Genomic DNA, 21,300 nt, shown 5'->3' with positions numbered 1-21,300 from the left:
TGTAGTTTCAATGGAACAAATGGATATGGAATGTACATTGACGCAAGAGGTAGAAATCAATGAAAAGAAAAATATTCTTTTGAAGAAAATGAAGATCAAATAGTTGTTGCTAGATTAGAAATAACGGAACTCCCAAATGAATGGAAAGAAAAAATGGGAGATTCTTGGTTTTATTGGCTTGATACATTAGACGATGATTATGCAGTAATTAGTAAAAGAGCTTGATAGAATTGTAAATGAAGATATAGCGGTTTACATGTCGCATTAGTCCGGCTGAAATGTCGCAAAAGTACATGGTAACGCGATGTGGAGATATATTATACTCGCCTTATATTTCGATAATGAAAATCATTATCATACATAAGGAGGTTTCACCATGAATAAAGGAACAAAGAGGCAAGCTGCCGGAAACATGGCACATGCTGACCATAAATCACGATTTTTAATGATCTGGATGCTGGCCCTTGTTCTTGTACTGACGGCTTGCGGTGCCGGAGCAGGTACAAATGGCGGCAATGAGTCTGCTACAACTCCAACGGACACGCCTTCGAATGGAGCGTCTCAGACTGCCGGAGCCTTCCCGGTTACGATCTCGCATATGAAGGGTCAGTATACGCTTAACGAGAAACCAAAGAAAATTGCTGTGCTTGATGTCAAATTTCTGGATCAATTGCTAGCCGTTGGCGAGCAGCCGGCAGGCAGTGTTATCGCTGAAGGCAATACCACATTTCCAGAATATTTAGGCGATAAGCCGGGTGACGTACAGGTTTTAGGTACACGGGACAAGCCCAATCTGGAAGCGATTGTAGCATTGGACCCGGATCTTATTTTAATGACTGATTTTCAAGAGAAAGAGTATGAGAGTGTAAGCAAAATAGCGCCCACAATCGTACTTGACTTCTACGAGGACTGGCGAGATACGTTAGCTACGGTGGCTGCGATCACAGGTAAGCAGGCAGAGGCAGAAACTGTGCGTAAGGCTTATGAGGACAAAATTGCAGGACTGAAGGAGAAGCTGTCGGAGAAATTGGGAGAGGAAACGGTAGCACTTATTCGTCCGAGAAAAGAAGGCATTCGTGTTCATGGTCTTGAGCATCGAACAGGCGGCATTCTGTATGAGGATTTGGGCTTAAAAATGCCTGCATTAGTCCAGAAGATCAAAGATGATACCTCCGTTGAAATCTCGATGGAGAAAGTTCCTGAGATTGGTGCAGATCATTATTTTGTTCTGTCTGATGAGTTGTTTGCGGCAGAGGCAGAGGCTTTGGATAGCAGTTCAGTATGGAAATCCCTTGATGCAGTTAAAAATAACCGTGCATATGATGTTAATTCTACACTTTGGATCGCTTATTATGGCCCACTTGCAATTAATATTATTGTAGATCAGGCATCGGAAGCACTGTTGGGATCGAATTAAAATGGACCATTATCTATCGACTGACTTATGGCAGCAAACGGTGGAAGAACACTCGATTCGGCTTGGTGAGCCGTCTGAAGATAATGTCCGTATTATTGCTTTGAGTCAACTACATGAAGAAGCTGCATGCCGAGAGTATTTAAGCTGGCTTCAAGAGTATATTGGTGCGCCTGACATGAGGGTAGCTGCTTCGATGTTAGCTAAGCGAATCGGCTACCTGTGGATTGCTCCGTTGCTGACCGCGATGACCGTTCATCATCAGCATGTTTCTTTTCGGCTAGACAACAGCTTTCTCTATCATCCGACGCTCACAGCTAATGAGGGGGGGGACGCATTTTCCTCTTCTAGCTATGAACGGGCTTCGGGCAGAAGCACTAACTGGAGACAGGGAAGTGTGGCGGGAAAAGGTGGTAAAGGAGATGTTTGCGTTACACCTTGCACCGCTGTTAAAGACGCTTGCTGCGATTGCTCCTCTTTCGATGAGTATCCTTTGGGAGAATATCATGATACGCATTGTCCCATTATATACTCCTGAAGTAGACAATGCTGAGCAAGAAAGTCAGCACATCCAGGCAGATTTTTCATATCTGACGCAAGGAGCGCCCGGGCATTTGTTCGGTGTAAAAAGAAATCCGTTCACCCGGTTCACAAAAAATAAGGACAGCATTCCAGCCGTGAAAAGCAAGCGTACCACCTGTTGTTTTTATTACCGGATGTCAGGGGAATATTGCAGAAAATGTCCGAAAATTGACAATGAGAATAAATCTCAATTAAAATGACAACAGTAACAATTTTACTTTTGCTAACAGGCCTGGTTGTAGTTAATTGGTTAAGCCTAGTCATGTGAGTCACTCTAGCAAAGGATGCTATTGTCAGGAGATGAGAGAAATGCCGCTACAAGAACAGACAAGTCTATGGAGTGATACAACGATCAAGATGCTTGACGAGTATAGCGGTACTTTGCAGACAGGCAGTGTTCTTCGCGAAACGGAATTAACTTCGAATGTGTTGTTGCTGGCATACGGAGGGGAAGGGGAGCTTGCAATGAATGGTGAGGTTTGCCACATTGGAGCTTCTTTTGCTGGTCATGTTGTTAAGGGGACATCCTTAACGCTGACGGCCAGATCAGACGACATTTATTATATCGTGATCATGTACAAGGCTTCTTCTATGGAGGGAGCCTCTCTTGTTTTGCCTTCATATCGAAAACATCCGTTGCGCACTTCATTTGTGCAAAATTCGGTAACCCAAGCAGAATGGATCGAGAATGCAGAAAAAATTGTTGCCAAATGGCGTCGTGGCGAAGGGATGGAACGTTTTCATGCCAATGCGTTGCTTCAGGGCATGATCTACGAACTGATCATGGATTACGAACGTGATCAGGGAGGAGAAGCGTCTGACATGGTGGATGTTGTCGCTTCATATATAGCGTCGCATTATCGCCAGAATCTGGAGCTTAAAGAGCTGGCAGCCCTTGCTGGATGCAGCTTAAGACAGCTGCAGCGACGATTCAAACAAGAGAAGCAGCTCGGACTGACTGAGTATGTCATTCAGTTGCGCATGGAGAGTGCATCGCGGATGCTGCGTCACACGGATGCTCCCATCGGTGAAATTGCTGACAGAATGGGCTATCGCGACATGTATTATTTCAGTAGGGCGTTTAAGAAATATTATGGCATCCCTCCGCTGCGTTATAGGCTTGATGCCGCTTCGAAAACAGATATAGACTATGCTCATTCCTTGCAGCGGAACCGCACAGCTTCTTCATATGAGTCGGCCCAAGGCTCGGTGATATGCCATATGCGAGGGGAATACTATGTTATCGGATCTCCGAAGCGTATCGCTGTACTCGATGTGCAATATGCTGATCATTTGCTTGCGCTGGGGCTCTCTCCAGCAGGTAGTGTAGGACTAGGCAATGCAGTGTTACATTTCCCTCAAACGATCAGGGCAGGACTTCAGAATACTGAATTACTCGGAACATATGAGTACCCCGACCTGTTTGCAGTGGAGCGACTGTCTCCGGATCTAATTATTTGCACCGAGGTACATGAGCCGCACTATGAACAGTTAAGCCGGATCGCTCCAGTTCTCATGTTTAAGCGCAATGAAAACTGGCAGACTATTTTGACTCTGTTCGGTGAACTGACAGGCAAACGAGAAGAGGCAAAGCGTATTATAACGGATTATCACCGACGAACCACATTGCTGTCCGAAGAACTTGCTCCCGTTCTGGCAGGCAAGAGCGTGGCACTGATCCGTCCGCTGGATTCTCTGGTTCGCGTGCATTCTGCCTCTCATCGTACAGGGGCTGTGCTGTACCATGATCTAGGTCTGCCTGTTCCGTTATTTGTGGCAGATACCTCCGACACGGCCTATCACATCTCAGTTGACAGACTACCGGCTGTACACGCCAGCCATTACTTCTTGCTTAGCCATGAACTCATGCAGGAGGGAATATCCGCAACAGAGCAACGTGTCTGGGGAATGCTTGATACCGTTGAGCGCCAGCACATACACTCGGTCGATGCCGCGACATGGATTGGCTGTTATGGACCCACAGGCATCAATGGCATTGTGGATCAGATCGCTCAGGCTTTGTTGGCTTGATGGGAGAAGAAGTCGCTACTTGTGCGCATAGAGATTTTAACAGGAACTAAAGACAGTTCATCTTTGCCTTATGTCATAGAGGGAAAGTTGAACTGTTTTTTTATGGCCAATCCATCAGATAACATCATATCCACGCATCGGAGCCTGGCGGTTCCTCGGTCCGGCAAAGAGGATTGCCAGGAAGTGGGGGCAGGCGGACACATACGCACGGCGGCCGCTCATTTCGTTCGCATAAGTCAGAGGGACATCGTGAACACATAAGCGTTATATGCTAGAAATGATGGACAACAGATAGAATAAAAGAAAAATGCAAGAAAATAGATGAGAACACTTGTTTGCAGGAGTGGACACAGGTAAAATATAGATACAATTTACTCTTGGGTGGGTATGGTTTTCCTTCGAAAAGTGAGACCATGGAAGTAAAAGATGCGATGACTCTAATGTTACTATTTTGGACATCTATTCTTGCATTTTTAACATACATCAATAACAACAAGAGAAGGTGAAAAATCACCTAAAGGTTAAGAGCCGAAGGGGGAGGAGTTATTACCTGAGACTTAGAAGGGAATAGACCCTCCAAGCCAATTGCACTGACTAGATGTTGACCGTATTTGGTCTTTCATTAAGGGTGCTAACAGATGAAAAAAGATGAATCAAAGAAAAAATTAGATAAGTGAAGTGAAAAGCAAGTTAGTAAGCAAACTCATATGCGAAATACTATGCAGCAATTTTAAAAATCTATTAAAACAAAAACAAGAAAATGAGGGATATACCCAATGACATTACAGGACCTATTTAATGAAAAACCAACTCAATTGTGGAACAAAAGAATGGTTGAATACGGAGATGACCTTTTTATGGAAGAGAGATTATTAATGTGTGATAAAGTCCTGGATAACTATCTAAGCCAATTAATATTATTACAAGAAACTAAACATCCTGAAAGTATTATGAAGGCTGTAGAAGAAATTGTAATTACGTTTAATGAATTGAATGGAAAGAACGACTATTTTATTGAAACGATGGAACGTGAAGAACTGGCTGAATTTATAGATAAGGCAGCAAGACTAGCTGGATTAGAAATTGAGGAGGATCAAGATATTACAGAAGAATGGAGAGAATGGTGATGGTGAATTAAACAGGATTTCTAAGTAGATTCAATGAATTCATGGTACCTCTGTATAACATCACATCCAAGCATCGTCGCATTCGCTCCTCGGTTCGGCAGAAGTTGAGAAGCCATGAAGTAGAATCAGCCGAACATATTCGGCATACGCCGGACGTCTTGAATACAGAAACGTTATGTGAGATCAGCTAGGAATAAAAAGGCTATATTTAGGAGCAAGTACTATGAAGCGAATTTACAAGCATATCGAAGAATACACAGATCAGGAAATAAAAGATATTTTAACTCGTCAAGAAGTAGAAGAACTTATATATTTACCACTTTCAGTTGGAATGTATCATCACAATTGGAAGTTTGCTCAAGATATATGTCTTAAATCAGCACAACATGATAATCCAAATGTAAGAGCGAATTCTGTATTGGGATTAGCACATATAGCAAGAACTAAAAAACAGTTAGATAAAAGACTAGTAAAACCAATCATTTTGAAAGAATTAAAAAATAATATAGAACATAAAGGAACAATATTAGATGCTATAAGTGATATAAATTTATTCATGAAGTGGGAACTAGCAAGGAAGCATAATTATTAGTTGGCTCGAAGAAGAACTGACCTCATATAACATCGCATCTACGCTGCGGCCGTTGCCCTTGATTCACTAGAAGTGGAAAGCAGAGAGAGAAGCGGGATCAGCTCACAACCCTGCGAGGCTAAGTCCGATGGACCCGGCGCTTTGCGCCTTAAGCCTCTCGGATTCGTAGATACAAGAACGTTATGCGAAACTGCTTAGAGATGGAGGAATACCAGATGTTTTTGAATTCTCATGTCTTTGAGTTAGCCAAAAAATTAAATACAGAAGAGAATCATAAGCAATGGACAGGCTTAAGAAGAAATTCTGTATTCTATGGCTTGGTCTGCTATATTAACAATTCAATTTCTTTATGTCTAAGTGATAATTATACAAGTTCAATATTGTTTTTAAGAAGAGCACGTAAAGAAATCATTAATATTGAAACCAATTCAAATAAGATTCAATATCAATATGGAGATAAATATATCAAACTCTGTAATAATTATTTGAATGAGTTAGAGACATTTATAAAAGATAATCATTTAGTGTCTGATGAAGATTTTGAGTTTATTTTAAACAAAGAATTGTAGACATCGGTTCAAAAGTTTTCGAAGAAGCTTCGCATAACATAATATCGGAGCCTAGGCCAGCGAGTTGGGGTTCATGCATACAGGAATGTTATTAGAAAGACTATGAGGAGGGAAAAAATGAAGCTATTTCATGGAGAACAAGTCTTAATTAAAGAAAACAATCTCTTACAGCCACAAATACATACTCCTCTTGGAATAATTGAATTTTCACTCACAGCCTCTGATCACTTCTATCATCCAGAACAAAGTTATAAACTCAAAAATGGTGGATCATTATATAAATATTATTATGATTCATTTGATTGTGAGCTAGTTGTCTGTAGACCCAAGCTCAATCTCGCTTTACATCTGACAGTAGAAGAATGTTGGGGAGCAGTTTTTAGAATAAAGCCTCATGCGAACACTCAAATTAGTACGTGCAGCTTTTCTGCTTCTTGGAAGGAGGGTTACAGTTGGACAGATTATGGATCTAATACTGGGGAAGATCTTGAAGCTGTCGAATACGAGAATCAGGTATACCGTTTACACTTGGGGACACAAGACGAGGATATGTTAATGGCAAGAAGAAATCAAGGAGATATGATTCCTAAATCGCTATGTTTAAACTCTGACTTTGAAAAGCACGGTTTTATCCTAAGTTCTGATAAAGGCATTAAAATTCCTATGACACTAATTGATTCTAATGAGATATGCCAAGTACATTTTTTAGTTGCTTGGAATAAGAATATCAAAGAGGATGTCTCAACGTGGTTGGCTGTGGACCAGTTCTCAAATAAAATATTAAAGGGAGAAGAAATTTTGTAAATATCCTCAAAATTGTCATAGTCCATCTGATAACATAGTGTCACACATCGGCATACGCCCTCGGCCCGGCAGAAGGATTTTGGAAAAGGAGATCACTGTAGGACACCTGAGCACTCGCTGGGATCGTGAATGTAGAATCGTTAGATGAAAGCCCCCGAATAAATAAAACCATCTAAAAAGGATGAAAAGAAAAAGTGATAAAATCTATTAGTATTGATGAATGGATTGGGACCACATTCAATGAAGAAATAGTTGTGAATCCTACGTGGGCAGACACTTTAAGTTTTTTTAAAAAACTCGATGGAGATAAATTTACATTAGTTTTTTTTGAGGTATCAGATACAGATTCAGCATTGGTTGGAGGCGGACCGGAATATTTTATAGTGTCTATTACAATTGAAGGTAATATATATACTCTTATGAACGATAAACAGGGAAACGGTGAAATTCATCTGGTTGCTGGTGGCCAGTTAGGCAATTATTGCGATAACATTTGTATAGAATTAATTCCTATGCTTGAAGTAATAAAGTATTTTTATGAAACTGGAAAACTACTCGAAACACATAAATGGAAACGAGAATAATAATTACTTAACTCGAAAAAAGTCAACGTTATTTAACATAGCATTCAACTCATCTGGCCGGGACAAGCCCGACCCTTAGCCCGGAAGATGCATTTCGGAAGGGCGGATTCAACGGAAACATTCAACCGGCTAAGTGGCAGAGCCACCCGGACTACGTGCCTTATCCATTGACGAAAGTAGATTTTAGAAGTGAATCCGTCATATAACGTTAAATTCAAGCAGTGGCTTCTAACGGAGCCTTGGTCTGTTGAAGGATCTCAAAGGGGCGTGAAGATATTGAATTACATAAGAGAATTAAGAGAGTTAGTAGGTACCCGACCTATAATTATGGCAGGAGCATGTGTGATTCTCATAGATGATGAGGGACGATTATTATTGCAGCAAAGAACTGACAATGGTCTATGGGGATTACCAGGAGGTTCAATGGAGCCTGGTGAGAATATGAAGGAGGTTGCAAGCAGGGAACTTTTTGAAGAGGTAGGCTTAGAAGCCGAAGATTTAGAATTACTTGATATATTTTCAGGCCCGGAACTCTACTATCGATATCCGCATGGAGATGAAGTATATAACGTAGTTGCAGCTTATATATGTAAAGAATACAGTGGAATAATTAAAGGTGATAAAGCTGAAGTACAAGATATACGATTTTTTGATTTAAACAAGATACCTAATCAAATAAGTCCTCCCGACCTACCGATAATAACAAGATTTTTAAATGAAGTAAGATCATGAAAACATTTTTTTAGTAAATTGAGAATGTCCCCGACATCACCTAACAAAGGGCTGTTTGAACTGCGGGAATATTGTGAAATCAACATAATTATTTAAGAGGTAAACATGGGTGTGACCGCTTGGCGTGTATTCTTGCTTCACGAGCAAGTTGCAATAAAAATGAACATGAAGTAGACGGAACTGAGTGTTTACTTCATGTTCGCCTAAATTTTTGAGAATTGAATTACAGATGGATCAATGGATCTTTGGAGGTTCGGAATTCATCGTATCGTTAAGCTGGGTCACAAAAACATTTTCGTTCGGACCAGGGTTATTTCGAAATATTTTCGCTTCTTCCACTAGAACTTCGTCTGTATCCGTGCCAAGTATCTTTATTGTGGCATCAATGAATGAAGTAAGTGGCATCGCCCGTGGTTCATCGTTGTTACTTTGAACCCATGGGAGCACAATTTCTATTACTTTTACCGATGTGTCTTTGAGCATGTACCTTTGGGACAGCGTATAGGTATGAAGTGCTGCTTTCGTCGCGGAGTATACAGCAGTTGTCGCTAATGGTGCAAATCCAAGTATTGAAGTCGTATTGATGACAACCGCTTCCTCTTTGGATTTCAAATGCTCGATGAATGCAGAAGTCAACCGAATGGGACCTAGCAAGTTTGTAGTGACAGTCGAAATTAAAACATCTTCATCGATCACGCCCGCCGCGTCATCGGACTGTATGATGCCAGCGTTGTTAATCAAGACATTAACATCCGGGTATTCTTCGATTAACTGCTTGGCGGCCGCCTCTATGCGGGCAGGATCTTGTACATTCAATTCCACTGCGGACATGCCGGGATTCGCTTTGATCGTCTCCTCCAGACGCTCTTTACGTCGACCGGAGATAATAACTTTGTTTCCAAGATTGTGGAGAGCTTCTGCTAACGCACGTCCAATTCCCGAACCGCCGCCTGTAATAAAAATCGTGTTTCCTGTAAGTTTCAATTTTTAAACCCTCCTAATTCATTGTAAATTAAATTATCCAAATATTGTAAAACAATAGCTTTCATGAGTATGGCTCCTCTAAAATTGAACATATGTTGAATCATCAACATAAATTTTATAAAGTGAATGTATCAGAGCGGTATATGGGGTTCAATGGTTAAAACAAGCGTGGTTGTTGATTTTTCAACAGAGGACTTCGAAATGTTCATTTTTTCGGATGGTGCAAAGGGGAGAAGGATATGGACAGGCGTATTCAAAAATCGAGGCAAGCCATTATTGATGCTTTTATGAGGCTGATGTCAGAAAAGGAATTCGAGAGAATTACGATCAATCAAATTGCGGAGGAAGCGAATGTCAATCGCGGAACGGTTTATTTGCATTTTCGCTGACAAGTACGATCTACGCGATCAATGCATGGAAGCTCAAATTAACGAGTTACTGCGCAATTGTATGTCTGAAGATAATTTCTTTCATGTCCCTTCCAAAACCGCACTACTGCGCACGTTTGAATATTTGGAGCAGCATGCTTCATTCTACTCTAGAATGCTAACGAACAAGGGAAGTACGGTTTTTCGGAACCAAATGGAGACAATGTTTCGGCAAAGTCTGAGCGAGCATCTGGATTCGATCAACCTCGATCAGGAAATGAACAGGGACATTACGGTGCAATTTTTAATTTCAGCAGCGGTGGGGGTAGTGGAATGGTGGATTACCCGTTCGATGCCATATCCGGCATCGGTCATGGTTGAACAATTTTGGAATTTGCTGAACTGTGGTGTCGAGGGACACGAACGAACATCGTCCATTTGAGTCTCTAATTTAGAGGCTTTATACACAAACGTTATCAGAAATTCTTGAATTACTAAAACATAATAATTAGATCTCAAAAGTACTAAAAACTATAGTATAAAGAACGCGAAAGATCTGGAGATCATTTTATGGATATACTCTTTGCCAAGTATGGGATTAATATAATCCGAAGAGATGGGGGAATATTCATTAGTTTTGATGCTGGTGGAATAGTGGTTCAAATGATAGAAATAGAAATAACAGAAGAAGAGTCACTAAAAGCTCAGAAAAGTGAAAGAGATGCATATGAACTAATAATCAAACTACAAAATGAAAAAGAACGTATAAGAAAATTCACTGATAAAAAAATTTGCAGATTGATTTTGAATGCATAGTGAAGAAGTTCGGTAACTTCTGATAACATAATATTCAAGCATCGAATCCTCACGGAGCTTTGGCCTGTTGGGATGGAGTTCGAAGAGGGATTTCAGCAGACAACCCCAGAAAAAATAAAAAGACAATGGAGGTATGTTTGGTGCTGACATTAGAAAAAGCTAGAAAAAATGATGCGCAAAAACTTGCTGAAATACAAAAGGCCAGTTTTGAGGGTGAATCAAAGCATTTTTATAATAACAAAACCGTTGGGCCCATAGGATATGACTCCATAAGCTGGCAAGAAGAGATGATGCAAAATTGCGAATATTCCAAGGTACTCTTTAATGGAGAAATAATCGGGGGAGCAATGATATTTGTAGAATGTAATCAAGTGCATAATCTAGGAAAATCTTTATTAATCCAAATTTTAAAAATCAAGGAATCGGAACGAAGGTGATGGAGAAAATTGAAAGTGAATTTCCAGACAGCACTGAATGGTGGCTGGATACTCCTAGCTGGAGTGTGAAGAATCATCACTTCTATTCAAAGTGTGGGTTTACTAAAGTTAGAGAAGAAGGTGACTTATACATTTTTAAAAAGACTTTATAAACTTATGTAATGTACAAACGTTATGAGACATCAGTGCTAAGTGTTACCAAGAAGATATTTAATGAGAAGAGTGAAAGGGAGGATTTACAATGAAGATTGATTTTGCAATTGAATCAGATTATGAGTATATCTCGTTAAGAGACAAGCACATACATAAGACACTGATAAGACCAAAAATAAAAGAAAATGAAATTCTAATAATTAGAGAATCCAATCAAGAAATAGGTTGGACGAGATACGGATTTTTTTGGGACAACACACCATTTATGAATATGATATGGATAGATGAGGAGTATAGAGGAACAGGTATTGGTAAAAAAGTTGTCCAGTATTGGGAAGAATTGATGAAACAAAAAGGATTTGAAATGGTCATGACCTCAACACAGTCGAATGAAGGAGCTCAACATTTTTATAGAAAGCTTGGATATAGAGATGCTGGATGTTTAATGCTTGAGAACGAACCTCTGGAGATAATACTGACAAAGGAATTAAACAAAAATTGATGTTGAGGAAATCAATGAAGGAAGTGACATTTAAAATATAATATTCAAGCTACGTCTCCAATGGAGCCTAGGTCTGCGAGTTGGATTTCGAAGAGGAATTTTGCAGACAACCCCTTTGGGTTCAGGAATACAGAAACGTTATGTGCAATAATTACAAAAGAAAAGGGGAGAATACTTTTGAATATTCAATCAATAATAGAATATTTAAATGATAGCAATACACAATGGAGCAGTAGGAGTAATGCGTCTGTGGAATTACCGTTTGAAGTCACGCCTTCTGAGTACCTTTCCTTTGCGGAGAAAGATTTGGAATTAAATGATGTGCGTGGTCATATAAACGCATTATCTAACACCAAAAGAGCATTAGATTGTCAAATAGACTCAATATTATTCACATTTGGTTTATATGGTTTGGCAAAAAGGAAAAATTTAAACATACCTAGGAAATTCAATTTGATTAAAGAACTTGGAATAATTGCTCCAAGGATTCTATCCAAAATTAATAGTGTTAGAAACTTGGTAGAACATGAGTATGTCAGACCAAGCCAAGAACAAGTTGAGGATTTTTATGATATAATACAACTCTTCTTACTAAGTACAGAGAAATATATCCTATATTATCCTGATTTTTGTCAAATCGAGAACGATAAAAGAAATGAGTGGTTGGACTTTAATTATGACAGGGAAGCCGGGTACATTGAATTTGTTATTCATCAAGGTGGTTCGGAAGAAATCCAAACTATTAAAGTAGAGTCTTTTGATGAAAATTATATTGGTGTCTACGCATCTTATATAAAAGTTGCGTTAAGTTATGATTAGCATATTTAGGAAGGTCATTAAGGTATATAACACAGCATTCACACATTTTAACAAGATTTAACAAGAGAGTTATTCTCGAAGGAGCGGAACTGTAGATAATCGCCACCGGCTAAGATAAGGGTTATTTAAGCTGGTGGCGGTTTGTGAATGCCAAAACGTAAGCGAAATCATTGCTGGCTATAGGGAGGGAAAAGCATACATATCAAAGGAGTAATTCTTGAGGGATTTTCTAATGCGGGTAAGACATCGGTATTGAGGGCTATTAAGCAGTACCAATCACAGGATGAATCGGCAGAGAGAAGTGTAGTTATTCTTGGTGAACATTACACACAAATATTGAATAACAAGCATGGAAAGTTTTTAAGTTTATCTCAAGAAGAGCATTTAACCTTACTGAAGGAAAGAACAGAAATGTTAACAAAGCTCAATGAATGGGCTGTACAGTTAGGGCCTGCATCAAGAAGGGCCAGAGGACTATTTTACGTTTTAGAAAGATTCCACCTTAATCACAGGGTAGCTTTCTCCAACTCAGACCACATTGAAGTCATGACAATTGAAGAAAAACTCGTATCTCTAAGTGCAGAGTGCGTATTGCTAACAATTTCTCCTGAAATGGCTGAAGAAAGAATTATAAGCAGAAATCCAAGTGAATGGATAAACAAGCATGAAGCAGTAAAAATGTCAGTAAACGAATTATTGGAAACACAAAATATGTTAAGAGAACAAGCCAAACAATCGAAAGTGCCTACAAGAGAAATCAATACAGATGATAAAGACTGGAACAGATGTGTCAGAATAATCATGGAAGGCAATGACATCGCTTAACATCATATTCAAGCAGCGGCTACTGACGGAGCCTTGGTCTGATAGGTCAATTTCGAAGAGGAATTTCAGCAGACACCCCCTTTGGGGTTCATGAATACAGGAACGTTATGCGAAACCTTAGTAAATTAAATACGGTATGGAAGTGAATTGATGGAGGGACCAATCATAACTTGTATAAGTATAGGCGTTTATGCTCATGCACTTACAAGGGGCAATAAATACATCGTAAAAAAAGAAGATAGGGACAAGTATAGAATTATTGGAAACCATGGAAAAGCAGTTTGGATATCAAAAGCTCATTTTATTGAAGGAAATATAGAAGTGCCTTTTTTAGAAAGATGGAAGTTTGATGATGATCCAAAGGAGTTTGATTTGGTGGAGGTGCCCCTTACTTTTTCGGATGGAAGTGAACGATGGAGTTTGGTGACAACCCCTCAAAAATTAGTGAATCACTTTGAAAAAGAAATGGAAATACCAGGATTTAATATTAAACATCTTATTATAACGAAAACAATGGACCACGATGATATTGAAAAAATATTAAAATATTTAGAGGCCAATGATGAATTAACAGAAGCAAGCAGAGCGTTGGAATGTTGATTTGGAGAGAGCAGAGGAACCGCATAACACAATATTCATGCTTCGGCTCTTATGGAAAATATAGAAACGTTATGCGAAACCTTTGAGAATCTAGAAATGAGGTAACTTCAATGATGCAATACAGAATCCGACCAATAATAGAAGATGATGTGTTTTTTTTATGGGAGATGTTATATGAATCATTATTTGTCCCAGAAGGTCAAGAGCCATTCGATAAAGCGATAATAAAAGACCCTTATATATCAAAGTATATTGAAGGTTGGGGAAGAGATGGGGATTTTGGATTTATAGCAATGAACCATGAGGGTGAACCCGTCGGATCAATAACAGTTCGATATTTTAACGAGGATAATAAGGGATTTGGATTTATTGATAATGATGTACCCGAACTAGGAATGGCTTTGTTAAAAGAATACAGGGGAAGAAAAATCGGAATGGCCTTAATGGATGAATTATTTAAAGAAGCTAGGAAGAGGAATATAAAAAAATTATCCCTCAGTGTTGATCCGAGCAATGCAGCGGCAATGAAACTCTACGAGAGATTCGGATTTAAAGAAGTTGGGAAAGTTGATTCATCAATCACGATGGTTGTCGATTTGAGAATTTAAAATACAGTAGTAATAGGGATTATTTAAAGGAATTCAAAAGAGATCAAGGGTATCGCCTAACATCATATCCAAGCAGCGGCTCCTTACGGATTCTGAGTGCACCCAAACAATCTAAAACTCGGGAGTCAAGGGTTGAAAAATGTATGCAGAAAATTCTCAATGGAGAGGGATTAAATGATCGTTAAAAGTAATTCAGGCAAAGGCTAAATAAACGTATCAGAGGCGATAATTATGATAGATTTAGAGTCAGAAAGATTACTTATAAGAAATTTTCGAACGGATGATTGGAATGATATACATGATTACTTATCAATAGAAGAAGTATTGAAGTATGAACCTGGGGAAGTTTGTAATGAGGAAGCTTGTAAGCAGATGACATTGGAACGATCGCAAAGCAATATTTTTATGGCAGTTGTATTAAGAGAAAACAATAAAATGATAGGACACATTTATTTTAATCAAACCGTACCGTTTGAGTTTTTAACATGGGAAATAGGATACATGTTCAACCAAAGATATTATGGAAATGGATATGCTACTGAGGCAAGTAGAAGAGTATTGCAATATGGATTTGAAGAGTTAAAGGCTCATCGGATTATTGCGATGTGTAATCCAGAAAACGCTTCATCGTGGAGATTATTGGAGCGCTTGTTGATGCGAAAAGAAGGTCACCATATGAAGAAAGCATTTTTTTATAAAACGGAAGAAGGACAACCCATTTGGCATAATGCATATCAATATGCGATTTTAGCAGATGAATGGCAAAGGAACAATGAATAATTTGAAAAAAGGAGCGTGATACCATGAATGAGAAGTCACGGTTACTAGAGGAGTTCAAAGAATGGATCAGTTTTGTTTCTGAGATTCGTGAAATGGATTGGCAAATAACGATTGCTGAAGGTAAATGGTCAGTTCAGGATGTCGTAAGTCATATGCTGCTGTGGGATAAATACTTTTTTGATGCAGCAATAAGTCCCATGTTAAACAATACACCTTTGACATTAACACATATTGATTTTGAACAATTTAATCAGGATGCTATTGAATATGGAAAAACAAAAACGAAAGAAGAATTAATTAAAATGACTATTCAGTACCGTAACATGATATTGGAGAGCATAGAGAGTTTTGAAGACGACAAGTTTACTAAAGAATATGCTAACGGGAAGTTTACTGTAATATCATATTTAAGAGATTTTATCTGGCATGATCAACATCATATCAGACAGATTGATGAACTTAAAAGAAAAGCTATGTGAGTATATAGGTGGGTGAATCATATGGGGGATTATTGGAACAAAAGATTTACTGAAGAAGGGATGATTTGGGGTTGTGAACCAAGTCAAACTGTAACCCAAGCTATAGATTTGTTCAAAAAGAATAATGTACATGATATTTTGGTTCCTGGTGCTGGATATGGAAGAAATACGAAGGCGTTCTCTTCTTATTTTCAGGTTGATGGAATTGAGATATCTAGTTCAGCTATAGATCTAGCAAAAGAATGGGACTTAAAAACGAATTTTATTCAAGAATCGGTATTAGAGTTTAGTACATGCCAAAGGTATGATGGAATATATTGTTATGATTTATTGCATTTATTTTTGTTAGAAGATCGAAAAAAACTGATACAGAATTGCGTGAAGCATTTGAAGGAATTGGGAGTAATGTATTTCACATGTTTTTCTGATTGTGATTTTAATAATGGTGTGGGTAGGGAAATTGAAGAAGGAACATATGAATACAAGAAAGGTAAATATGCTCACTTCTTTACTGAAGAAGATTTAAAAGGACATTTTAATGATTTGAATATACTAGAAACGGGTTCCATAAGAGAGACTCTGATATATGCAGAAAAACAACAGAAAAAATATGAATTAAGATATATATTTGTTCAAAAGATTGGATAGCTATTCTAAGAAGCAAGCAACTTCTACTACATCGAAGGCGCTGGGACGTTGTGAATATGGAAACGTTATATGAAAGACCGAAGGGAATAAAAAAATGAGAATGCAGGATAAACCGATAGTAAGTATTATAGGCTTGGGATTATTTAGTCTTACACTAGTGGTGCACATTTGTTTTAGATCAATAAAAACAATGGATGTAGGAATGGGTATATTATTGTCTCTAGTAAATGCCGTATTTTTAGTCTTTACATTGCTATGGGGAGTATTAGGTGCAGTAGAATTCTCAAGATTAATGAGTTGGAGAGAGAAAATAAAGAAAAGAGAAGTGAACGAAGAAGTAGATTTACATAAATACAAGAAAAAAATTAAAATATATCTATGTATAAACGTAATTTATTTATTACTAGTTATATGTCAACTCGGCTATGTTATTTATAGATGGGATGAGGTGAACGTATAGCACATAGAGCAATGCGATGCTATTCGAAGGCGAAATAAGTTCCAGTAATAACGTATTTTTGTACCGGCTATCATCTCAATCTGGCAGAAGAATTTCGGGAGAAGTGGAACCAGTCAGAAACTTACGCCAAATCGTCAGGACGTAGAAAAAAATCAGCTTTGGAATTCTGTATAAGGTCGCTTCACTCGGCTCAAGTTGATTTTTTGTGTACTTTTGAACAAAGCAAATACACTGCCGTAAGCCTAATCGCTTAGGACAGTGTATTTGTATTTAGAACCTGTATATCCGTTGAAAACTTTTTATTCCTCTCCGGTCGCCACCGGATTCTCCTCATAGCTGATCCAGTCGCTCCAGCTTCCCGGATATAAACGGACCTTACTAAATCCAGCTTCATTCAGGGCTAGTACATTGGGACAGGCGGATACGCCAGAACCACAATACACGATAATTTCTGCGTTTGGATCAAGGTCGGCAAAGTGCTGCTGCAATTGTTCCACATTTTTAAAGCTGCCTTTTTCGTCCAATACTTCTTTCCAAAAGAAATTCACCGCACTTGGGATATGCCCGGCTGCTTGATCAATGGGCTCCTCCAGCCCCAGGTAACGCGGCCGCTCTCTCGAATCAATCAATATGTAAGAGCTATCAGGAAGCGAACCTTCGGATACACGTTGCACTTCTTGCATATTTGTGAGCATTTGCGGCTGTACATTCGGTGTGAATGTACTTGGAATGCGAATCGGCTGGTCTGCCGTAACGGGGAACTTCGCTTCCTTCCAAGCGCTGTAGCCCTCTTCCAGCACATATACCTGCTCATGCCCGAGATAGCGCAGGAGCCACCAGAAGCGGGAAGCCATCATACCGCCTTGGTCATCATAAGCGACGATGCGTGAAGATGCGTTGATCCCAGCACGACTCAGACGTGCGGCAAGTGTATCCGCATCAGGTAATGGATGGCGACCACCATGCTCACCAAGAGGAGCAGTAAGGTCTTCTTCCAAATCGAAGTGAACCGCCCCTGGAATATGGTCTTCATTAAATTGAGTCCGTCCAGCCCCGGCTTGTCCGAGCAGGGAACGGCAGTCGGCAATGATCATGTCCGGCTCATACAATCGGGCCAGCAGCCAGCGTTTGGATACGATGGATTTCATAGAGGATTCCGCCTTCCTTTATTTAACAGTGAATTTAATCCATTGAGTATGGTTTATGAAAATGGGGTAAATAAGTTAAGAGCTGGCCTTCAGGGGATGCTCAGTGTCGGGCAACTCACTTTGGTGGATGACTTTCTTTTTAAAATCCGCTCCGTATCGGATAAAAATCCATACCCCGAACAGGATGAAAAAGCCTGCACCAAATTGTAAATTAGACAGCCTTTCCCCGAGCAGCATCCAAGCTAGCAGGGAAGAAATAACGGGTTCGCCGAGTACCGCCATTGACACCGCGGTGGCGTTAATGTATTTGAGCAGCCAGTTAAACAGGTAATGTCCGAACAGCGTAGGCACAATGGCAAGTAGCAGGAATAGTCCCCATTCCCGTGGAGCGTATCCGGTAAAAGGAATGGCATTGACCACATTATACAGCGCAAGTGAGGTGGCTGCGATGGCGAAAACCCAAAAATTATACACAAACGCGCTCAAATGCTCGCGCAGATGCTTGCCCATCAGCATATGAATGGACACGGCTACCATACCCAAGAAGGACAGTGCGTCCCCGAGCAGGGCTTGTCCCGAGACATGGAAGTCTCCAGCTCCGATGGCCAGTGAGCCGATAAAAGCCATACCCATTCCGATGAGCATAGCGCGGTTCGTGCCCGTTCGGAAAAACAAAAAAGAACCGAGCATGACAAGGATCGGCTCCAATGTCATAATAACGGTAGAGCTTGCAACGGTGGTCAGTCGCAGTGAGCCCATCCAGAGCAAAAAATGCAGCCCCAGCGCAATACCGGACCAGAGGATCAGCATCCACTGCTTGCGGGTCAGGCTAAACAGCTCAGTGCGGTATTTCCAGACCAAAGGCAGCATGATCAGATTGGTTAGGTACAAACGGTACATAGCGATGACGGACACCTCGGCTTCAGACCATCTTACGAAGATCGAGGAGAACGAAATAGCGATAATACCTACGATGTACAATAATTCAAAGGAAAACGACGGTTTGTGTGCTTGATTCATGTGGCAGCTCCATCCGTATGGGGGAAAATAAATACGTCTATGTTCCTTCCATCGGTATCTCAAAAAATTAGGTTTAATACTGCCCATTATACCGTACCTGACATTCCCGTGGTATTAGGATTTTGCAAAATCCTGAGAATATTATAAACGGGAGCAGGAGGTAGGATTTTAAGTGAGATGCTGCGTAGAACTTTTGCTACACAAGCTCGTCTATCATAGTGGAGGTGGATTTTATGAAAAAACAAAACACATTTTCAATCATACTACTGACTGTAGTGGCAGTGCTGGCTCTGTCAGCCTGTGGAACGAAACCGCAAACCAATAACAACGCACCTCAAGGGGCAGACCAACCGCAAACGCAACAGCAGCCGCAAGTTAAACCGGAGCCAGTCGCTGAGCCGGAGGTTAAAAAAGGCACAGGTGTATACAATGGAGCTGCTGACCCGCATACGGTAGAGATTGAAACCAATGGCGAAGCCCAATCCTTCCAATTGGGGGAGGGAATGGACACGGTAATAGCTGGACTTAAAGAAGGCGATACAGTAGCGTTTGAATATAACGAGAAAGCAGTAGAGGGCGACGCTACGGCGAAGCAACTGACTTTAACGAAAATACAAAAAGCAGAGGCTGCAACAGATAGCAGTCAAAACGGAAGTTCCAGTCAAGCAGTAGGTGGGGAACGCTCGAAAACTCAAGCTTTTGAGCTTACCCTTGAAGGAAAAAAGGAAAAGCAGACAGCAACATTGGCAAAAGGAGAGGGATATTCACTGTATGTGTTTGATCCGATGTCCCTGTTTCCCGATCAAAACCGTGTTGCCTTGGCTGTAGATGATAACTATTATGCTGAAATTACAAAGCTGCCCTCCGATTTTAATCTGGATGAGCTTCAAAAAGAAGGCGAGAAGGATCTAGCTTCCATCGGCAAGGTGCAAAAGCTGGACAAAGCAGCCATACCTGAAGCGTTATCCAGTAGCCGTCTGTTCTTACAAGCGAGCAGTTCGAAGATGACACAGCAATATATTGTTGTAGAAAATAAAACAGGCGGTTTCATTGTGAAAGTGAACATTCCACAAGGTGAACCTGCTGAAGGATTCGAATCCTTCATTTATACATCGCTGGAGAGCCTGCAAGCTAATAAATAACCCTACTTTGGTGTGGGGTGGTCGGCGGCTTACAATCATGAATTTAAGGCAGTTTTGCCGCTGGAAATTGTTATTTTAAGGGTGAGGTTAGAGCTATAAGGGTCTAATCTATAATTGCGAGACCTGCACTTTTGTGCTATAAAGGATGAGAGAATAAGATCATTCCGGCTTGCGAAGTCGTATGAAGCGATGAAGGAGTTGTTAGATTTACTATGTCCATCGAAATGAATACACAAGAAGTCATCAACGTGATTAAAAACAGCAAGAAAAAGACGCCTGTTAAAGTATATGTAAAAGGAGCTTTGGCTTCCGCATCTTTTGGCGAGAATGTTCAAGCTTTTATTTCTGGAGACAGTGGTGTTGTATTTGGTGATTGGGCTGATATCAAGCCTGTACTGGATAGCGCAAATGCGAAAGAAGAAGACTATGTGGTGGAAAATGACCGCCGTAACTCTGCTGTTCCTATGCTCGATCTGAAAGGCATCAATGCCCGCATTGAGCCAGGCGCATATATTCGTGATATGGTTGGCATCGGTAACAACGCCGTCATCATGATGGGTGCAGTAATTAACATCGGTGTCACCATTGGTGAAGGCACGATGATTGATATGAATGCTGTGCTGGGCGGTCGTGTTAAAGTAGGTAACATGTGCCACATTGGTGCAGGCGTTGTCCTGGCAGGTGTCATTGAACCACCATCTGCACAGCCAGTTGTAGTAGAAGACGATGTATTGATCGGTGCGAACTCGGTCGTATTGGAAGGCGTGCGAATTGGTAAAGGTGCAGTTGTTGCAGCCGGAGCTGTCGTAACTGAAGATGTGCCTGAATACTCCGTAGTGGCGGGTACACCTGCACGTGTGATCAAACAGGTCGATGATAAGACCAAATCTAAAACTGAGATTTTGAAAGAACTGCGCGTTCTGTAAGAAGGCAAAAGTTTTTTATGTACCAAAGGTGAACGATTCCTTGTCAGAAGCATGATGCACTGACAGCATAACTTAGGGACGAAGCACAACGGACAAGGCTCGGCGGCTGCGCCGGGCTTTTGTCCTTTTGTTCTTTTGCCCGCTAAGAGC

General features: G+C 40.3%; 26 protein-coding genes and 2 pseudogenes. 25 read left to right on the top strand and 3 right to left on the bottom strand.

Annotated elements, in window-relative coordinates:
- Positions 1 to 376 precede the first annotated feature (376 nt).
- The 11 genes from T3H97_RS17945 to T3H97_RS17895 all read left to right on the top strand — a co-directional run bounded on the left by T3H97_RS17945 (position 377) and on the right by T3H97_RS17895 (position 8,435).
- Positions 377 to 1,417, top strand: a complete 1,041-nt coding sequence (locus T3H97_RS17945; RefSeq protein WP_264216044.1) for an ABC transporter substrate-binding protein — start codon at positions 377 to 379, stop codon at positions 1,415 to 1,417.
- Position 1,418: 1 nt separating this feature from the next.
- The gene (locus tag T3H97_RS17940; protein ID WP_328802887.1) at positions 1,419 to 1,952 is read left to right on the top strand and encodes a hypothetical protein; all 534 of its coding nucleotides are present in this window, start codon (positions 1,419 to 1,421) and stop codon (positions 1,950 to 1,952) included.
- The gene (locus T3H97_RS17935) at positions 1,837 to 2,196 is read left to right on the top strand and encodes a (2Fe-2S)-binding protein (protein WP_328800448.1); all 360 of its coding nucleotides are present in this window, start codon (positions 1,837 to 1,839) and stop codon (positions 2,194 to 2,196) included. Before T3H97_RS17940 ends, T3H97_RS17935 begins: the two co-directional genes overlap by 116 nt.
- Before the next feature lie 109 nt (positions 2,197 to 2,305).
- Positions 2,306 to 4,027: a helix-turn-helix domain-containing protein gene (locus T3H97_RS17930; protein ID WP_264216042.1), complete on the top strand. Its 1,722-nt coding sequence runs from the start codon at positions 2,306 to 2,308 to the stop codon at positions 4,025 to 4,027.
- Between the two features lie 413 nt (positions 4,028 to 4,440).
- A complete protein-coding gene (locus T3H97_RS17925; RefSeq protein ID WP_328802845.1) occupies positions 4,441 to 4,533 on the top strand; it encodes a putative holin-like toxin in 93 nt (30 codons plus the stop codon).
- 270 nt (positions 4,534 to 4,803) lie between these two features.
- Entirely contained in the window at positions 4,804 to 5,154 is a 351-nt protein-coding gene (locus T3H97_RS17920; RefSeq protein WP_328800447.1) for a hypothetical protein, read from the top strand.
- Positions 5,155 to 5,377: 223 nt separating this feature from the next.
- Positions 5,378 to 5,746, top strand: coding sequence for a hypothetical protein (locus tag T3H97_RS17915; RefSeq protein WP_328800446.1), 369 nt, complete (start codon positions 5,378 to 5,380; stop codon positions 5,744 to 5,746).
- A gap of 215 nt (positions 5,747 to 5,961) precedes the next feature.
- The gene (locus T3H97_RS17910; RefSeq protein WP_069010400.1) at positions 5,962 to 6,315 is read left to right on the top strand and encodes a hypothetical protein; all 354 of its coding nucleotides are present in this window, start codon (positions 5,962 to 5,964) and stop codon (positions 6,313 to 6,315) included.
- A 117-nt stretch (positions 6,316 to 6,432) separates the two neighbouring features.
- Positions 6,433 to 7,119 carry a hypothetical protein gene (locus T3H97_RS17905; RefSeq protein ID WP_328800445.1) on the top strand — a complete coding sequence of 229 codons (687 nt, stop codon included), beginning with the start codon at positions 6,433 to 6,435 and terminating at the stop codon, positions 7,117 to 7,119.
- A 194-nt stretch (positions 7,120 to 7,313) separates the two neighbouring features.
- Positions 7,314 to 7,703, top strand: a complete 390-nt coding sequence (locus T3H97_RS17900) for a hypothetical protein (protein ID WP_328800444.1) — start codon at positions 7,314 to 7,316, stop codon at positions 7,701 to 7,703.
- A 276-nt stretch (positions 7,704 to 7,979) separates the two neighbouring features.
- A complete protein-coding gene (locus T3H97_RS17895; protein ID WP_328800443.1) occupies positions 7,980 to 8,435 on the top strand; it encodes an NUDIX hydrolase in 456 nt (151 codons plus the stop codon).
- 234 nt (positions 8,436 to 8,669) lie between these two features.
- Here the strand turns inward: T3H97_RS17895 and T3H97_RS17890 are convergent, their stop codons facing one another.
- Positions 8,670 to 9,419, bottom strand: a complete 750-nt coding sequence (locus tag T3H97_RS17890) for an SDR family oxidoreductase (protein WP_328800442.1) — start codon at positions 9,417 to 9,419, stop codon at positions 8,670 to 8,672.
- 239 nt (positions 9,420 to 9,658) lie between these two features.
- Here T3H97_RS17890 and T3H97_RS17885 point away from each other — a divergent pair.
- The 12 genes and pseudogenes from T3H97_RS17885 (at position 9,659) to T3H97_RS17830 (ending at position 16,914) form a co-directional block, all read left to right on the top strand.
- Positions 9,659 to 10,229: pseudogene (locus tag T3H97_RS17885) on the top strand (TetR/AcrR family transcriptional regulator).
- A 128-nt stretch (positions 10,230 to 10,357) separates the two neighbouring features.
- Positions 10,358 to 10,603 (top strand): hypothetical protein, encoded by a 246-nt coding sequence (locus T3H97_RS17880; protein WP_328800441.1) that lies wholly within the window; start codon positions 10,358 to 10,360, stop codon positions 10,601 to 10,603.
- 140 nt (positions 10,604 to 10,743) lie between these two features.
- Positions 10,744 to 11,192: pseudogene (locus T3H97_RS17875) on the top strand (GNAT family N-acetyltransferase).
- Positions 11,193 to 11,281: 89 nt separating this feature from the next.
- Positions 11,282 to 11,695, top strand: a complete 414-nt coding sequence (locus tag T3H97_RS17870; RefSeq protein ID WP_328800440.1) for a GNAT family N-acetyltransferase — start codon at positions 11,282 to 11,284, stop codon at positions 11,693 to 11,695.
- A 177-nt stretch (positions 11,696 to 11,872) separates the two neighbouring features.
- Entirely contained in the window at positions 11,873 to 12,514 is a 642-nt protein-coding gene (locus T3H97_RS17865; protein ID WP_076157284.1) for a hypothetical protein, read from the top strand.
- Positions 12,515 to 12,766: 252 nt separating this feature from the next.
- Positions 12,767 to 13,339: a hypothetical protein gene (locus T3H97_RS17860; RefSeq protein WP_328800439.1), complete on the top strand. Its 573-nt coding sequence runs from the start codon at positions 12,767 to 12,769 to the stop codon at positions 13,337 to 13,339.
- Between the two features lie 150 nt (positions 13,340 to 13,489).
- Positions 13,490 to 13,939 carry a hypothetical protein gene (locus T3H97_RS17855; protein WP_328800438.1) on the top strand — a complete coding sequence of 150 codons (450 nt, stop codon included), beginning with the start codon at positions 13,490 to 13,492 and terminating at the stop codon, positions 13,937 to 13,939.
- Positions 13,940 to 14,049: 110 nt separating this feature from the next.
- Entirely contained in the window at positions 14,050 to 14,547 is a 498-nt protein-coding gene (locus T3H97_RS17850; protein WP_328800437.1) for a GNAT family N-acetyltransferase, read from the top strand.
- A gap of 231 nt (positions 14,548 to 14,778) precedes the next feature.
- Positions 14,779 to 15,327: a GNAT family N-acetyltransferase gene (locus T3H97_RS17845; RefSeq protein WP_328800436.1), complete on the top strand. Its 549-nt coding sequence runs from the start codon at positions 14,779 to 14,781 to the stop codon at positions 15,325 to 15,327.
- Between the two features lie 23 nt (positions 15,328 to 15,350).
- Positions 15,351 to 15,806 (top strand): DinB family protein, encoded by a 456-nt coding sequence (locus T3H97_RS17840; protein ID WP_328800435.1) that lies wholly within the window; start codon positions 15,351 to 15,353, stop codon positions 15,804 to 15,806.
- Between the two features lie 21 nt (positions 15,807 to 15,827).
- Positions 15,828 to 16,454: a class I SAM-dependent methyltransferase gene (locus tag T3H97_RS17835; RefSeq protein ID WP_104497132.1), complete on the top strand. Its 627-nt coding sequence runs from the start codon at positions 15,828 to 15,830 to the stop codon at positions 16,452 to 16,454.
- Positions 16,455 to 16,548: 94 nt separating this feature from the next.
- On the top strand, positions 16,549 to 16,914 hold the full coding sequence (locus tag T3H97_RS17830) for a hypothetical protein (protein WP_250260831.1): 366 nt from the start codon (positions 16,549 to 16,551) through the stop codon (positions 16,912 to 16,914).
- A gap of 299 nt (positions 16,915 to 17,213) precedes the next feature.
- Here the strand turns inward: T3H97_RS17830 and T3H97_RS17825 are convergent, their stop codons facing one another.
- Together T3H97_RS17825 and T3H97_RS17820 are read right to left on the bottom strand one after the other, a co-directional pair.
- Positions 17,214 to 18,062: a sulfurtransferase gene (locus tag T3H97_RS17825; protein ID WP_328800434.1), complete on the bottom strand. Its 849-nt coding sequence runs from the start codon at positions 18,060 to 18,062 to the stop codon at positions 17,214 to 17,216.
- Between the two features lie 75 nt (positions 18,063 to 18,137).
- A complete protein-coding gene (locus T3H97_RS17820) occupies positions 18,138 to 19,082 on the bottom strand; it encodes a DMT family transporter (protein WP_328800433.1) in 945 nt (314 codons plus the stop codon).
- Between the two features lie 233 nt (positions 19,083 to 19,315).
- Here T3H97_RS17820 and T3H97_RS17815 point away from each other — a divergent pair, with 233 nt between their 5' ends.
- Both T3H97_RS17815 and dapD read left to right on the top strand, forming a co-directional pair.
- Positions 19,316 to 20,224, top strand: a complete 909-nt coding sequence (locus T3H97_RS17815) for a DUF8580 domain-containing lipoprotein (RefSeq protein ID WP_328800432.1) — start codon at positions 19,316 to 19,318, stop codon at positions 20,222 to 20,224.
- A gap of 212 nt (positions 20,225 to 20,436) precedes the next feature.
- Positions 20,437 to 21,150: a 2,3,4,5-tetrahydropyridine-2,6-dicarboxylate N-acetyltransferase gene (gene dapD / locus T3H97_RS17810; protein ID WP_013311259.1), complete on the top strand. Its 714-nt coding sequence runs from the start codon at positions 20,437 to 20,439 to the stop codon at positions 21,148 to 21,150.
- Positions 21,151 to 21,300: the final 150 nt, after the last annotated feature.

The organism is Paenibacillus sp. LX16 (assembly GCF_036252815.1).
GTDB classification, from domain to species: domain Bacteria; phylum Bacillota; class Bacilli; order Paenibacillales; family Paenibacillaceae; genus Paenibacillus; species Paenibacillus polymyxa_B.
Note: the sequence above shows the minus strand (reverse complement) of the source record. Positions and strands in the feature narration are given on the sequence as shown.